At 31.6% G+C, this 15,695-nt stretch carries 14 protein-coding genes; 11 read left to right on the top strand and 3 right to left on the bottom strand.

The window, feature by feature from the left end; all coding sequences use genetic code 11:
• Positions 1-11 precede the first annotated feature (11 nt).
• The gene (locus CRN98_RS08405; RefSeq protein ID WP_097026981.1) at positions 12-557 is read left to right on the top strand and encodes a DUF6144 family protein; all 546 of its coding nucleotides are present in this window, start codon (positions 12-14) and stop codon (positions 555-557) included.
• 777 nt (positions 558-1,334) lie between these two features.
• Here the strand turns inward: CRN98_RS08405 and CRN98_RS08395 are convergent.
• Both CRN98_RS08395 and CRN98_RS08390 read right to left on the bottom strand, forming a co-directional pair.
• Positions 1,335-1,676, bottom strand: coding sequence for a VOC family protein (locus CRN98_RS08395; RefSeq protein ID WP_097026980.1), 342 nt, complete (start codon positions 1,674-1,676; stop codon positions 1,335-1,337).
• A gap of 44 nt (positions 1,677-1,720) precedes the next feature.
• Positions 1,721-1,936 carry a VOC family protein gene (locus tag CRN98_RS08390; RefSeq protein ID WP_097026979.1) on the bottom strand — a complete coding sequence of 72 codons (216 nt, stop codon included), beginning with the start codon at positions 1,934-1,936 and terminating at the stop codon, positions 1,721-1,723.
• 30 nt (positions 1,937-1,966) lie between these two features.
• Here CRN98_RS08390 and CRN98_RS08385 point away from each other — a divergent pair, with 30 nt between their 5' ends.
• Both CRN98_RS08385 and CRN98_RS08380 read left to right on the top strand, forming a co-directional pair.
• The gene (locus CRN98_RS08385) at positions 1,967-2,458 is read left to right on the top strand and encodes an NPCBM/NEW2 domain-containing protein (RefSeq protein WP_097026978.1); all 492 of its coding nucleotides are present in this window, start codon (positions 1,967-1,969) and stop codon (positions 2,456-2,458) included.
• Between the two features lie 43 nt (positions 2,459-2,501).
• Positions 2,502-4,298, top strand: coding sequence for an amidohydrolase (locus CRN98_RS08380; protein WP_097026977.1), 1,797 nt, complete (start codon positions 2,502-2,504; stop codon positions 4,296-4,298).
• 218 nt (positions 4,299-4,516) lie between these two features.
• Here CRN98_RS08380 and CRN98_RS08375 read toward each other — a convergent pair whose 3' ends face one another.
• A complete protein-coding gene (locus CRN98_RS08375; protein ID WP_097026976.1) occupies positions 4,517-5,344 on the bottom strand; it encodes a MerR family transcriptional regulator in 828 nt (275 codons plus the stop codon).
• A gap of 113 nt (positions 5,345-5,457) precedes the next feature.
• On the opposite strand from CRN98_RS08375, the gene CRN98_RS08370 reads away from it, so the two are divergent.
• The 8 genes from CRN98_RS08370 to CRN98_RS08335 all read left to right on the top strand — a co-directional run bounded on the left by CRN98_RS08370 (position 5,458) and on the right by CRN98_RS08335 (position 15,388).
• The gene (locus CRN98_RS08370; protein ID WP_097026975.1) at positions 5,458-7,188 is read left to right on the top strand and encodes an ABC transporter ATP-binding protein; all 1,731 of its coding nucleotides are present in this window, start codon (positions 5,458-5,460) and stop codon (positions 7,186-7,188) included.
• Positions 7,185-8,948, top strand: coding sequence for an ABC transporter ATP-binding protein (locus CRN98_RS08365; RefSeq protein ID WP_097026974.1), 1,764 nt, complete (start codon positions 7,185-7,187; stop codon positions 8,946-8,948). The genes CRN98_RS08370 and CRN98_RS08365 overlap by 4 nt, the downstream gene beginning before the upstream one ends.
• A 268-nt stretch (positions 8,949-9,216) precedes the next feature.
• The gene (locus tag CRN98_RS08360; RefSeq protein ID WP_097026973.1) at positions 9,217-10,914 is read left to right on the top strand and encodes a tetratricopeptide repeat protein; all 1,698 of its coding nucleotides are present in this window, start codon (positions 9,217-9,219) and stop codon (positions 10,912-10,914) included.
• 129 nt (positions 10,915-11,043) lie between these two features.
• Positions 11,044-12,366: an ATP-binding protein gene (locus CRN98_RS08355; protein ID WP_207653583.1), complete on the top strand. Its 1,323-nt coding sequence runs from the start codon at positions 11,044-11,046 to the stop codon at positions 12,364-12,366.
• 161 nt (positions 12,367-12,527) lie between these two features.
• A complete protein-coding gene (locus tag CRN98_RS08350; protein ID WP_097026972.1) occupies positions 12,528-13,136 on the top strand; it encodes a hypothetical protein in 609 nt (202 codons plus the stop codon).
• A 114-nt stretch (positions 13,137-13,250) separates the two neighbouring features.
• The gene (locus CRN98_RS08345) at positions 13,251-13,490 is read left to right on the top strand and encodes a hypothetical protein (RefSeq protein ID WP_097026971.1); all 240 of its coding nucleotides are present in this window, start codon (positions 13,251-13,253) and stop codon (positions 13,488-13,490) included.
• Positions 13,491-13,796: 306 nt separating this feature from the next.
• On the top strand, positions 13,797-14,861 hold the full coding sequence (locus tag CRN98_RS08340; RefSeq protein ID WP_097026970.1) for a DUF4352 domain-containing protein: 1,065 nt from the start codon (positions 13,797-13,799) through the stop codon (positions 14,859-14,861).
• A gap of 2 nt (positions 14,862-14,863) precedes the next feature.
• Positions 14,864-15,388, top strand: a complete 525-nt coding sequence (locus CRN98_RS08335; RefSeq protein ID WP_097026969.1) for a hypothetical protein — start codon at positions 14,864-14,866, stop codon at positions 15,386-15,388.
• Positions 15,389-15,695 lie beyond the last annotated feature (307 nt).

Here is a 15,695-nt window from a genome sequence, read left to right as displayed (position 1 = left end):
AGGGGAATCTTATGTTTGATATAAGGAAAATCCAAGAGCATGTTATTTATAAGGCCGTAAAAAATGAGAGTAATGAAGATATTGCAAGGAAAGTTGTATATGGAAAAGAGGAAAGTGGCAAATCAGAGGATAATGCTATATGGGTAAATTCTACAATGAAGAGATTAGAAAGCAAATTTGATAAGGTAACTACTAAGAAGATTAGAATGAAGTGTCAGTGTGGATATGGAATGGATAAGAAGTTAGAATTAGTGAAAGAACTAATGGAATTATCATCAAGTTTAGAGGAGTTTGGAAATTTACAGAAAGCAAAAGATGCAGGGTTATTTTATGAAAATGGAGATCTTTATTTACAATTTAATTTTTGTCCATGTCCGATGCTTGCAAATGTAGATAGGCTAGATTCTGATGCATGGTGTCAATGTACTACTGGGTATAGTAAAGTATTATTTGAAAAAGCTTTTCAGTGTAAAGTTGATGTGGAGCTATTAAAAAGTATAAAAATGGGTGATGAAAGATGCCTTATGAAAATAATTCCACAAGGGGCTATATGGTAATAGAACATCGTAGTTGGTAATATGAAAAGGCTAATGATTAGTATATTGAAAATATTAAGTTTCTAAAGAAAATTTTATAAATGCTAAAGTTTAAAAATGTTAAATATATATGTTTATTTTTTATGAGAATTTGAATAAATAAGAAAAGCTTAGTGTTGGTAGCACTAAGCGATTCTTAGAACATTTTGGCTACTGGATGAATTAAATAAAGATTTAATTAAGAGTGAAGCACTAGTCTTTGGCGGATGGGTGCTTTTTCTCTTTGCCATTAAGTTCTATATGAATACCAAGAAATTTAATCTTGATAATTAACTTAGAAATAAAAAGATTATGTTTTAAGACTAATCTAATATATAGATAGTAGCAAAACTTTTTATCATTAATTCTAGCATATCCAATACCACCTCCTAAGCTATAGTCAAAGAATTCACCAATAGCCCGTAAGGAGGATAAAACGTTCAAAAACTCCGTAGCTATCCTACTACGGAGTTTCTATATTCTAATTTGGATATTATACCATAATTATGCAGATTAAATATAGAGGTATTAAATGGAAAGACCTCACTTAAGTAAGATACGGAGAACCGTATCATAAATGACGTAGACTTTTTTTAGATAAGTGTTTCAGCACTTGAAGTTTAGAATAATGTAAATATAGTCAATGGTATTGAGATAGACTTAATAAAATAGGACTTACTGTCATAAAGTAAGTCCTTGATACGCCTATTATGAACTTGGTGAATTAGCAATATTACTAATTATCCTCATACTCTACAATTATTTCGGAAAACTCCTAAAGTATATATGATTACCATCTGGGTCGCAAAAATGCATATTCTTTGCTCCCCATGGTTGTAGTTTTGGAGCATCAATAATATGTATACCTAATTTCAATAACCTTTCATATTCTTCACCTACATCATCAACAGTAAAAGCAATGCTAATATTTTGGTTATTATTTACTTCTTCATTATTGTAAATACTTAGGGTTATACTTTCTTCAATAATGGACTGATGTACTTCATCTCTACAGTCTGAGGAAATATTTAAGATATTCCTATAAAAATCTGGCATTTTTATTACGTCATTCGTTTCTAAGCAAACTTCTCCTAAATTCATTTTTTATTCCTTTCCAATGCTTTTATAAAATGTGCTAACTAAATTTATTGAACCATGAAACCCCATCTAATTCCGTATTTATCCCAAAATCCCACAGTACATGGTGTAAAATCGGTTGCTTTCATCGGACTTACAACTTTTGGCTCATCTTTCAGAATTTCAAATGCATTTTTCAATTCTACTTCATTTTCAAATGTGACTACTAGTTGAACATAAGGAAAATCTATAGAACAGTTCTCACTGCGATTATCATTTAACATTACTCTTTGTTCATGTATTGACATCTCCGCATGAAGGTAACAGGAAATAGTAAATCACAGCAAGTTGATGTAAGTGTAAAGAGTGTTAATGAACTCAAACTAATAATAGAAAATGCAGGAGATGGCATAAGCTGTGATCATGCTGATTGGGCAGACGCAAAGCTATCACCATGTTTATCTGACAATGAGAAGACAAATCTTATGGACTTTAACTGGATAAGTGCCACTACTGGGTGGAAAACAATTCAAAAAAGTAAAAATATAGATAATAATCAAATAACACTTGATGGAAAAGTATATGCTACAGGAATAGGAACCCATGCAAACAGTGAAATAGTATATAACTTGAATGGTCAATTTAGTGGCTTCGAATGTGTAGCTGGACTTGACGATGAAACAAGTGAATTTGGTTCAGTTATTTTTAAGGTTTATGATGATGATAAGCTTCTTTTCCAAAATGACAAATTAATGACAAAAAAAATTCATAATAGTGACAATAGTAGAAATATTATTACAATTTAATTATAATGGGTACAAGAGTTAAATAAATTAGGGGGGGAAATTTATGAAAAAAATTATTTCATGTTTAGTAGTTATGGCATTGACCCTTGGGATAATGTCTGGATGCACACCAAATGCGTCTAAAATAGCAGACATGATTCTTACTAATGGTATTATTTATACTGAAGATGCAAACAATACAAAAGCTGAGGCAGTTGCTATTAGAGATGGTAAGATTATCGCCGTTGGTACAGCATCTGATATAGAAAAGTATAAAGGAGATTCTACTCAAAATATCGATTTAAAAGGGAAAACAGTTATGCCTGGGTTCTTTGATGGTCATATGCATCCTGCAATGTCAGCAGTAGATTATATGTTCTCTGTTGTTGTTTCAGATGTTACTGGGGTAGAAAACTATGCAAAGAAAATTAAAGAATTTGCTGTTTCACATCCAGATTTAAAAGTCATTCAAGGAGCAGGTTACTATCGTTCTGATTGGGATGAAATTGGTCCAAGAAAAGAAACATTGGATGCAATTGATTCAACTCGTCCAATTATCATGCTTTCAAATGATGGACATTCAATGTGGGTAAACTCAAAAGCACTTGAAATGGCTGGAATTACAAAAGATACACCAAATCCAGAAGGTGGAATAATCCAAAAAAATCCTAAAACAGGTGAGCCATCAGGTCTTCTTCAAGAAAGTGCAATGGGACTTGTTAAGAAGATTAGTATTAAATATTCAAAAGAGCAATATAAAGAAGCTATTCTTTGGGTTCAAAAATTATTTAATTCTAAAGGAATAACTAATATATTTGATGCAAAGATTCTTTTAGATAATCCTAATTATTATGAAGCTTATAATGAGCTTGCAAATGAAGGTAAATTAACTTTAAGAGTAAAGGGTGCTTGGTTTCTAGACCCTGCAATGGGTGATAAAGTAAGTTCCAATATTGATAAAGATATTGAACTTTCAAAAACATTTACATCATCCTATTTTAAAGTAAATGCATTTAAATTTTATTCAGACCAGGTTTTAGAAGAGGAAACAGGGTTTTTGCTAAAACCTTATGCACATAGAAAAGACAACTGGCATGGAATTAAAGTATGGACAGATGAAGCCATGAAAAAAGCATTTGAAAAGATTGATGCAGCTGGCTTCCAGATTCATGCTCATTCAATAGGTGATGGTGCTGCTAAATATACGTTAGATATACTAGAATCTGTAAGAAAGACTAACGGTGCAAGAGATTCAAGACATACATTTGCTCATTGCCAATTGATGACGTCTCAAGATATGCAGAGAATGGCTGATATGGGAATGACAGCAGTTGTAGCTCCTTATTGGATGCAAGTGGATGATTACTTCTGGAATTTATATTATCCGTATTTAGGTAAGGAACGTGCATCGCATCAATATCCCTATCAGAGTTTTATTAATAAAGGTGTGAACACTGCGATACATAGTGACTACTTTGTATCAGAGCCTGATTATTCACGTGTATTTTATATGGCCCAAACAAGAAATATGCAAAAGGGTGCCTTTGACCAGGTATATGCTAAAAGCAAATATACAAGAAATGAAGATTTAAATGCACCTCTTAAAAAAGATGTATTCAGTTCACTTCCTCAAGCAAGTGAAAGGGTAACACTTGATGAGGCTATTAAGTCTTCTACAATCAATGGTGCAAAACAGGTATTTGAAGAAAAGAATTTAGGAAGTATTGAAATTGGAAAATCAGCTGACTTTGCAATTTTTGATAAAGACTTCCACAGTATCAACTTAGAAGAGTATAGTAACAATCCAGTTACAATGACAATATTTGAAGGGAAAGTTGTATTTGATAAAAGTAAGAAATAGGAAGTGATTATAAGTTATAAATAAAATGGTAGCAGTTTATTAAAAAAAAGAAGTATCCGTGAAGGCACTTCGATGAGAAAGTACAGAAATATTTTATAAATAATGAAGAAGGAGAATCCTTTGATGATGGAGGGTCTTCTTCTTCTATTTTGTTTACAATTAGAATTATGAAGGGTGAATCATATCATAAATGACTGAACATATGGCAGATGCCTGCACTATGTTAAGTCATTTTTATTTTCTAAAGTATCTATCATCAGTTTCGTAATATAATACTTCTGATCTTTCTGGGCAATATCAGAAATTAGATACTCCTCAAAGGAGTAATTTCCAAGAACAATTTCATTCTCATCGGCATAATTCAGCATCTTTTCATAAGCATGGTATAAGTCATCGTATTCACCTTCAAAGTATCCACATAGATAGATACCTGGCTTACGGATTACTGTTTTCCCAGGCAGAAAGGATTTGGTCTTAATATAAAGGTAAGAAAGGTTTGTGAAATTATTCTTGCGCAGATTGTTCACCGATATGATGCTACCTACGGATTCTTGCACCGTAATTCCTAGGCTTTGGCAGAATTTAATATATTCCTGCATAAAGTTTGCAAAAGTCTTATTCGGTAAATTTTCGATATTATCGGATCGAAGAATAATCTCTGGCGGTAGGGATTCTAGGTAGATGTTATTGTGGCTGTTTATGCCTTCCTTGGTCATGGCTTTCATGCTTTGAATCATTTCCTGTATATCTTGAAAATATTTTATTTTTTCAGTTACCTGTTGACTTTTTTCTTCTAGTAAATCTAAGAACATTGAGGGATTGCGCTGTTCAAGATAGATTTTTATGTCATTTAAAGACATTCCAAGTTTTTTTAGGTTCAGGATAACAGAGAAGGTAAAATACTGATAATAAGAGTAATAACGGTAGCCGTTTTTTTTAATGATTTCCGGCTTGAACAGACCGATGTCATCATAGTGGAACAAAACATGTTTTTCAACATTGCACATCTTAGCGAATTCTCCGGTAGTAAAGTATTTTTCCTGCATTTTCTAAAATCTCCTCTTGACTATAAGGTAACATTATAGTTTATCATATTATATATTAATGATGAAAGCAAGTATTGATTTTAGAAAAGATCACTGACAAGAGAGGGTTGAATATGAAGTTAATTTTAAAGTATTTAAAAAACTACAAGCTATATGTATTCTGCAACATCCTGGCCGTGCTTGGATTTGCTGCAGCAGAGCTTGGAATTCCTACAATTATTTCTAATATGATAGATCGGGGCATTGTATTGAATGATAGAGTTTATATTTATAAATTAGGTGTTCTCATTCTGATTGTGGCCATTATAGGCGGTATTGGAAATATTGTGCTTGCCTATTGCAGTTCTAAGGTTAGTACGTCAATTGCAAGAGATATCAGAAATGACATTTTCAAAAAAACTCAGGAATTTTCTCATACGGAATATAATAAATTCGGTGTATCTAGTATGATTACCAGAACCACCAATGACGCTTTTATTTTGATGCAGTTTATCAATATTCTACTTAGAATGGTGCTTTTAACACCGGTGATGATTTTAATCAGTATGTTTATGGTAATAAAGACAAGCACCACGTTGTCTATGGTAATTGGAGGCTGCATCCCAATTATGTGCTTTGGAGTATATCTAATTGCTAGGACCAGTAGCCCAATCAGCACTAGGCAACAGAAGGGAATGGACAGGTTAAATCGAATTACAAGGGAGAATTTAACTGGCGTTAGAGTTATCCGTGCATTCCGTAAAGACCGCTATGAAACTCAGCGATTTTCCGAAGCCAACGAAGATTATGCATATAATGCAAAAAAGCTGTTTAAGCTGATGTCTGTTACGCAGCCAGCCTTCTTCCTGCTATTAAATTTAGGAATTGTGGTTGTATTTATCTTGTCTAGCCGTATGATTGATGCAGGAACACTACAGGTGGGAAAGTTAGTGGCATTCCAGGAATATATGTTTCATGCCATGTTTTCTATGATGCTGTTTTCTATGGCATTCGTTATGTATCCACGTGCAGAAATCAGTGCCAGACGTATCCAGGAGCTGCTAAAAGAAGAGCCAGTTATTAAAAATCCCGAAAATGCAGTAACCCATGGAGATGGAAGCGGAACCTTAGAATTTGACCATGTAACTTTTAAGTACCCTGATGGCGAGGTTCCTGTGTTGCATGATATAACTTTTCAAGCACAAAAGGGCGATACGATTGCATTTATTGGAAGTACCGGCAGCGGCAAAAGTACATTAATAAATTTGATTCCTAGATTCTATGATATAAGCGAAGGCAGCATTAAAGTAGATGGAATAGATGTTAGGAAATACGATTTAATGTCATTACGTGAAAAAATCGGTTTCGTTCCACAAAAAGCCCTGCTGTTTTCTGGCAGCATCAATGAAAATATACGCTATGGCAAACATGATGCTGTGCAATCTGAAATAGAGCACAGTGCTAAAGTTGCCCAGGCTTATGATTTTATCGCAGATAAACCAGATCAGTTTGAGGAAATGATAGAAGAGGGAGGAAGCAACATATCCGGCGGACAAAAACAGAGGCTGAGCATTGCAAGGGCGATTGTAAGAAGGCCTGACATCTATATATTTGACGATTCTTTTTCTGCATTAGATTTTAAAACAGATGCTAAATTGAGAAAGAGATTAAAAAGTGAGACTACAGATGCTATTAACCTGATTGTGGCCCAGAGGGTATCCTCCATTATGGATGCTACGAAAATTATCGTATTGAACGAAGGAAAAGTAGTTAGTTTGGGAACTCACGAGCAGCTACTAAAAGACTGCGAAATTTATTATGAGATAGCGGCTAGCCAGATGTCAAAGGAGGAATTAGAACGATGAAAAAGAAAAATACTGGTATTAAACGTTTGATTCCGTATTTGAAAAAATATAAGATAAAGATTATCTTAGCAATATTATTAATTATTGTGGCTTCCTGTTTAATTGCATTAAGCCCAACTTTAGAAGGAATGATTACCACTCAATTATTTTCCGATATTATGGAAGGACGACGGGTGGATTTTGCAAAAATCAATAGAATTATCTTAACTCTAATCTGTGTCTATGTGGCAGGAGCTTTAAGTAACTGTGCTTATCAGTTCTTATTGACCGATGCAATCCAAAGTGCTATGGTGGATTTGAGAAATGACGTGCAAGGCAAAATCAGAAGACTTCCAATTGCATATTTTGATAGAAATGCCTTGGGAGATACTTTGAGCCGTGTATCCAACGATATGGAGACCATTTCCAATGCCCTTCAGCAAAGCTTTGCTCAGATTTTAAATGCTGTTTTAGGTTTGAGCCTTGCAGTATATATGATGTTTAAAATTCAATGGGTAATGGCTCTGTCTTCGATAGCAATTATCGGAGTTTCCATTATCATATCTAAGGTGATTGTGAAAAAATCCCAACCCATATTCCAAAAGCAGCAGGATGTGTTAGGACATTTAAATGGTCTTGTTCAAGAGAAATTTACTGGCTTTAATGAAATTAAATTATTCGGCAAACAGGAAGATACATTAATAGAACTTATGAATGCTAATGAAGAGCTGTGTGAAAGTGGTTTTAAAGCTCAGTACATCAGCGGTTTAATGTCTCCGCTTGTAACCTTTGTAACTTACATTGGAATTGGTTGCGTATCCATTGCAGGCACATTTTATGCCATTGCGGGCACCATTGCTGTAGGACAGCTCCAAGCGTTTATCCGTTATATTTGGCAGGTAAGCCAGCCTATGTCCCAGATCACCCAGCTATCCGGAGTAATTCAGTCCTCTGTAGCGGCAATTCACAGAGTTTTTGAATTCATGGATGAAGAGGAAGAAGTGGAAGAAACGCAGATGATAAAACCATATAAAGAAGTGTATGGCAATGTGTCCTTTGAAGATGTAGCATTCTCCTATACAAAGGAGAAGCCTTTGCTTCACGACCTGAATGTGGAAGTAAAAGCTGGTCAGATGGTTGCCATAGTAGGCCCTACCGGCGTAGGAAAAACCACATTAATCAATCTACTGATGAGATTTTATGATGTCACTGGTGGATCCATCAAAATAGATGGCGTGGATATTAACCATATGAAACGTGATGACCTGAGGGCAAAATTCGGAATGGTTCTTCAGGATACCTGGCTCTTTAAGGGCAGTATTAAAGAAAATATAGCCTATGGAAAAGAAGGCGCCAGCGAAGAAGAGATTATCCGTGCTGCAAAGGTGGCTAATGTCCACCACTTCATTACCACGCTGCCTGACGGATACAACATGATAATAAATGAAGAGGCCAGCAACATCTCTCAAGGAGAAAAACAGCTTCTGACCATAGCCCGCTCAGTACTTTGTGATCCACCAATCCTGATTTTGGATGAAGCTACTAGCTCCGTGGACACAAGGTTGGAGCAAAAGCTTCAGGACGCCATGAAAAATATTATGAAGGGTAGAACTTCTTTTGTAATCGCCCACAGATTGTCCACAATTAAAAATGCAGACTTAATCCTGGTAATGAGCAATGGAAATATCGTGGAGCAGGGAACTCACGATGAGCTGCTAGAGAAGAAGGGATATTACGAACAGCTTTACCATGCGCAATTTGCGGATTTGGATATGGCTTGATAATATTTATTGTGTATTTATTAAGCTCATATATGGACATCTAATATCCATATGAATGGTAACTTAAATTTTTATAAAAAATATTAGTAAAGTAACAATAGCTCTTGCTTGTATAGAAAATACAGGTAAGGGCTATTTCTATATTTATGAAAGATGGTAAAAGTGATTTATATTGAAAGCTATAGCTTATAATGGTAAAATTTATTATATTATGAAAAATTGTTAATTATTTATATCCTGCCATTATTCAAATATAAAGGAGAAAATTATGAATTATGAAGATATAAACAGTAAAGAAAAAAATATAAGAAATCTCAGAGCTAAGATTGAGGTATTGTATGATATAAAAAAGCTTGAGTTGTTAATAGAAGAAGGAAAAAAATTGTTAACAATTGAACCTAGTGATACATATGCACTTAATATGATGGGGCTAGCATATGAAAGATTGGGAAATTTAGAAGAAGCAGAGGCTGTAGCATTAAATTATCTAAAATTATATCCTAATGATGCAGATGCCCATGCTTTATATGGTGAAGTGCTATGCTCAAAAGAGAAGTATGATGAAGCAGTAGTTGAATATAATAAGGCAATTGAGTTAGATCCTATGGAAAGCTATCATTATTGTAAATTGGCTATAAATTTATTTATTTCTGATCACAAAAACTTAAATCAATCAATAGAATTAGTGTTGCATGCATTGGAATTAAATCCTAATAATGCAATATTTCATTCCTATTTAAGTGAACAGTATATAAATGCAGGAAGACTTGATGATGCTCAAAATGAATGCTTAAAAGCTTTAGAATTAGGACCTGATATAGCTATAGTTCGTAGCCAGTACGGAAAGCTGCAGATGCTTTTTCAAAATTTTGATGAGGCTGAAGAGCATATTAGGGAGTCATTGAGGCTAAATCCTATGAATAAATTAACACAAGAGCACTTGAATACAGTAAAAGAATATAAGAAAGATATAAAGATTTATTTTAGGAGAATGATAGAATATTATTTAGAATTAAGAAAAGATGCTGAAGCAGAAAATATTGCATTAAAATATATAAAAGAATATCCTAGTGATGCAAAAGCACACCAATTATATGGACAAATACTTTATAATAAAAATAACCTTGAGCAGGCAATAGAAGAATTTAATATGGCTATAGAGCTAGATGGGGCAGATGAATTTTTATATTATATTTTAGCAGTTAGTTTGCATACTCTGAATAAAAAAAATATAGTACAACCAATAGAATTAGTATTGAAAGCTTTAGAAATTTCACCTGACAATGGACAAATTCGTGCATTTCTTGGATATTTATATTTAAGATCATATAATTTTGAATGTGCTGAAGAGGAATGTTTAAAAGCTTTAGAGCTAGATCCTAAGAATGCTTATGTTCAGACACAGTGGGGACAGATTCAATTATTTTCAGGAAATATCAATGATGCTAAGAAGCATGTTGATGAAGCTTTAAGATTAAATCCAGATGAGAAATTAGCTAAGAATGTACTTGGAAATATGGAACCATATAAAGAAAATATGCCCCTATATTTAAAGCATATGATACGATATCATTCACATTGTTTAAAAAAATATCCTCAAGGTGAAAAAGGGCGCTTAATACTGTCTAAAATGCTTATAGAAAAAGGAAATATAGAAAAAGCTATTTATGAGTTTAAAAAATATTTAGTATTAAGACCGGAGGATAGAGAGGAATGTATAAATTTTGCAAAGCTTATGTCTAAGGAAATAGGAGAGAGGAAAACATTACTGCATTTTAAAAGCTTACATAAGGATTATCCTAATAATGAAGCTATTAGTAATTATATAGAAACCACAAATAAAGAATTAAACTTAAAAGAAGTAGACTTAAAAGAAGTAGATTTAAAAGAAAGCAAGAAACCATGGATGATATCTGTAGCTGTAGCTGTAGTTATTATAGTACTTATTATAAAATTTTTATCATAATAGTATAACCTAGAAAAAAGGATTACTTTTTCATTAGGTAAAAACTAAAATAAATAATATAAGTGAATATATTGTGATAAGGTTATAAACAGCTTTGTACATTATTATAATTAATAGGGAGGTTAAACAGTGGAAGAATTAGATATATTAGTAAATGCCCTTGAATTAAGTCCTGAAAATAAAATTTTAAGAAATCATATTGCAAAGATTCAGTTTGATACAGGACTATATGAAGAAGCCTTAGAAAACTATAAGATATTGTATAGTACAGATGGAAAAGATGTACAAGCACTAGAATATATGCTAAAAAGTTTATTGAACCTTGAGGTATATGATGAGATTCAGGAGCTTGTTGAAAGAGAACTTAATCAACGCATAGACTGGGCATTTGGTTTTTTTGTATTAGCTAAGTGTTTATATTTCAAAGAAGAGTACGAAGAAGCTATGAAAAATTACGAAAAATCAGTAGATATTGATTCTGAATTAGAAGATATTGAATTCCATAAAAACTTATTACAATTTACTTCTAGTCAGAAAGTAAAATTAAAGGTGCTAGAATTCTCAGAGAAAGAAGTGTGCAATGAGGAATTTGTTAAAACACAAATTTCATTTAAAGATGTTGGGGGAATGGAGGAGGTAAAAGAAAATATCCAAGCCAATATTATTTTTCCATTTCGTAATCCAGAAATATTTAAAGTTTACGGAAAATCTGCAGGAGGTGGAATATTATTATATGGACCTCCAGGATGTGGAAAAACCTTTATATCACTAGCAACAGCAGGAGAATGTAATGCACATTTTGTAACCATATCAATAACAGACGTACTTGATATGTATATAGGGGAAAGTGAGAAAAATCTACATACTATATTTGAGACAGCGCGAATGAAAGCTCCAGCTGTGATATTTATCGATGAAATAGATGCATTAGGTGGAAGCCGTCAGAGTATGAGAAGTAGCACATCACGTACACTTACAAACCAATTACTGATGGAATTAGATAGCACTCAGAATAATAATAAAAACTTGCTAGTTATTGGTGCAACAAATACACCTTGGTCTATAGATTCTGCACTAAGGAGACCAGGGAGATTTGATAGAATTCTATTCATTCCACCTCCAGATATAGATGCAAGAGTGGAAATATTAAAATTACATATGAAGGATAAGCCTTGTAAGGAAATTGATTACTTATTCATAGCTAAAAGTTTATCTAAATATTCTGGTGCAGATATAAAAGGTGTTTGCGATGTTGCTTGTCAAAGCTGTATAAAAAAGGCCATGGCTGCTGGGAAAATAGTTCCAATAACTACAGAAGATTTATTGGATGCAATTAAGGTGATAAAGCCATCTACAATAGAATGGCTAAGTACAGCTAAAAATTATGCAACTTATAGTAATCAAAGTGGATTATATGACGATGTGTTAAACTATTTTAAAATTAATATATGATTATGTTTTAAAACTAATCTAAAGAATTATGCCATAATTATGTATAAGTATATAGGGAATTTATTTTGTTTACAATTAGGATTTAGTTATTACGCTTTTGTAAGATATGGCGAAATTATAAAAAGATTAAAATACATGAAAACTAAATAGGAGGATTTTAAATGGCAAAAAAGATTTCTATTATTTTTATGCTATTACTATTCATAAGTACAAATGTTTATGCGGGGGATATACCAGAGTCAATTATGGAAGGTAAACAAAAAGCACTCTTTATAGGGAAAATAACTGCTACCAATAACAATATATACAGCGTCGTTCCTTCTACCGTTATGATGGGCAGTATACAACAATCAGAGGTTCAAATAAAAAAAATTGATAAATATTATGGAACAAATAATAAACCTAAAGTTGGCGATTTTATTGTAGCAGTTTTGTTAGATGAAAATAAGATTGATGATACTTGGATATTTAAAAGTACATCAGATGATTATAAAACTTTAAAACTTGTAAGTGAATCATACGATATGGTAGTTCGTTATGAAAAATATATCAATGAAGGAAAATATTTTGAAGCACAAAAGAGAATAGATGAAGATAATAAAGTATCAATTACTTCTACTAATGTAAGTGTAGATAGTACAGCAACAGTGCAGAATAATAAAGAGCAATCTTATCTAACTAATAAGAAATTGATACCATTATTAACTATAGTTGCTTCTGGGATAATATGTTTTTTTATAATTAGATTTAAAAAGAGTCATATTAATTGAGTTAAAATTCAACATAATATTGGGTAAAGTAATTCACAATCTTCTTATAAGGTTCATAAATCAAAAGGAAAAAGTAATAAATATATGGAAAGTTTTTAAAAAGGAGAATAATTTATGAAAAACAAAGAAAAATTCTTTTTTATACTAAGTATACTTTGTCTTATAGGTTTTATTTTAATAGTAATGCAAAGTATTTATATTCATAATTTTGGTAACGTAGTTATGATAGGTATTCCTTTGTGTCTAATAGGAGCTATCTTTTTATGTATTTCAAAAAATGAAAAATATGGTTGGATAGGCTGGATTTTTATATTACTCATAATTCTTTCATTTAGACTTGCAGGAAATTCTTAAAAATTAAATTTTCATTTTATCTCCAGCATACTTTAATGACAAAGGTTTCCCGAAACAGCTAACAGCAACTAAAAAGGTCTACGTTATACGTGTGGTACAGCATTATCGTTAGTGAATTTTTAGAATAAATGTAAATTATTCTTACATAGTTGCGATAATATAGAGACTTAGTTGTTTATGATTTGCATTGTAATAATTACAAAAGAATAGGACGAGCTTATTGATATTGGAAAAGCTTTGTTTAAAAATTTAGATATCATCTGGAAGAAAAATAATTTTAAATAAGAATTGGAAGGGGAATATCTTTTGAAACAGAATTTTGAGAATAACGAACCTATAGAATATAAATATAAATTCAGCTGCAAATATGAAAAAGATGAATTAATTGATGCTTATATGGATAGAAAAGCGCGTATTAGATATAAGAGAGCTTTTCTAGGTACCATTATATGTTTAGCAATAATTATTATTTTTTCAAAATCAAATTATTTTCAACAAGCTGCATTGTATAAGAATTATGTTTTTTGGTGTTTGAGTGGAGTATTGTTTATGACGATTTTTTTAAGGAATCACCATAAATTTATGTGGAAATCCTTGGCTGAACGTTCATTTTCATCTCAGACAAATACATATGATATATATTTATGTGAAGATTGTATAAATTTAATATTTCCTTTGATTGGAATTAAAAAGGTTTTTAATTATGATGAGATAGATGTTTATGAAGTGAAAGACTATTTTATATTAGAAAATGAATATTTAAATGGTTTTAATATATCAAAAGAAAAAATAGGTAAAAATGCTATTGATAATGTAAGAGATTTTTTAAAGAGTAAAACTAAAATTAAGAACCTTGGTTTACCCGTTCCTTTACGTAAATTTTCGAGAATGCCAATATACCTAGAAATAATTATAATTATTATATTATTAATCCCAAGTGTAGTTCCTACGCTAACGACAACTGCAAGTAAAGCTGTAATAGGTGAAAGAGTTGTATGCAATAATTTGGGAATAAAAGTTAAGGAAACATCTCGTGTAAGTTTTGGAAGAAATAATCCTATATACCTTTATAAAGCGGAGTTAGAATTAGAAAGCTTTGAAAAAGAAACTGCAGCTGGAAAAAGTTATAATGCAGTAGAATTCAAACTTGTAAGCAAAGATGGAAAAGAATATCAAAGATTTAGTATATCAGATCCAAAAGAAATAAAATCAGGAGCACTGCATGAAAAGGAAAGTATTAGTGGAGATTTATATTTTAAAGTTCCTAGTGTTGAAGAACCAGAATATTTGATATACACAACATATAACAAATCAAGATCAAAACAATATAGCCAAAAAATATATTTGGGTGATAAGGGAGAGAAGAAATAGATATGGCAGATTTGCAAATAAGTGAAAAGATGAAGTGCTTAATAGCAGATGAAGTTAAATGTGCCATAGAAAATGAAAATAGAACCATTGAAGATAGCAAATATAAGGAATATTTATATGAAATATTAGTAACTAATGACCCTTTTAATCAATATTACGAAAAATATGATAAAGCAAAAAAAATCTCTATAAAAGTATGTATACTCATTGCTGCTTCTTTAGTGCTTTTGTCTTACATTTGGTCAGTAGTAGATTCTGAGATGGACTTTTTACGTACTGCCGTAGAGCTAATAATATTTATGATATTTGTTATGAGTTTTATAGGTGTTATTATATCTTTATTTGAAAAAAAGAAAGCTATGAAACACTATATACCAATAATTAAAAAAAATATAGATAGATTAGAGTATGAATTAAAGATTTCTACAATCATCCAAGAAAGAAGAAATTATATAGCTGTTCTACATAATTTATGTAGTTATATCTATTCTAATGATAAGTACACCTTTAAACATTATAAGTGCTGATGATTTTAATGATGATGGTTTATTTCTATATTAAAACATTTATGTTGTAATATGAGAGAGATGTGTATGAGTCATACTTATAATAATTATAAATATGAAATAGCCTTTGCCAATCCTAAAGTGAAAATGAACTAGAACCTTAAAATATAGTCTAAATTACATTGTTTCCAATTAGAAAGATGGATGGATAGAAATAAAAAATCCATCTTCTTATTTTTTTTTGTATATATAATACTGTAAAAGTCTACGTTATGAATATTTTCATAAAAGCCATTATTAAGTATTACAGTTAATTTTATATCAAACA

Source organism: Clostridium peptidivorans (assembly GCF_900205925.1).
GTDB classification, from domain to species: Bacteria; Bacillota; Clostridia; order Clostridiales; family Clostridiaceae; genus Clostridium_AK; species Clostridium_AK peptidivorans.
Note: the sequence above shows the minus strand (reverse complement) of the source record. Positions and strands in the feature narration are given on the sequence as shown.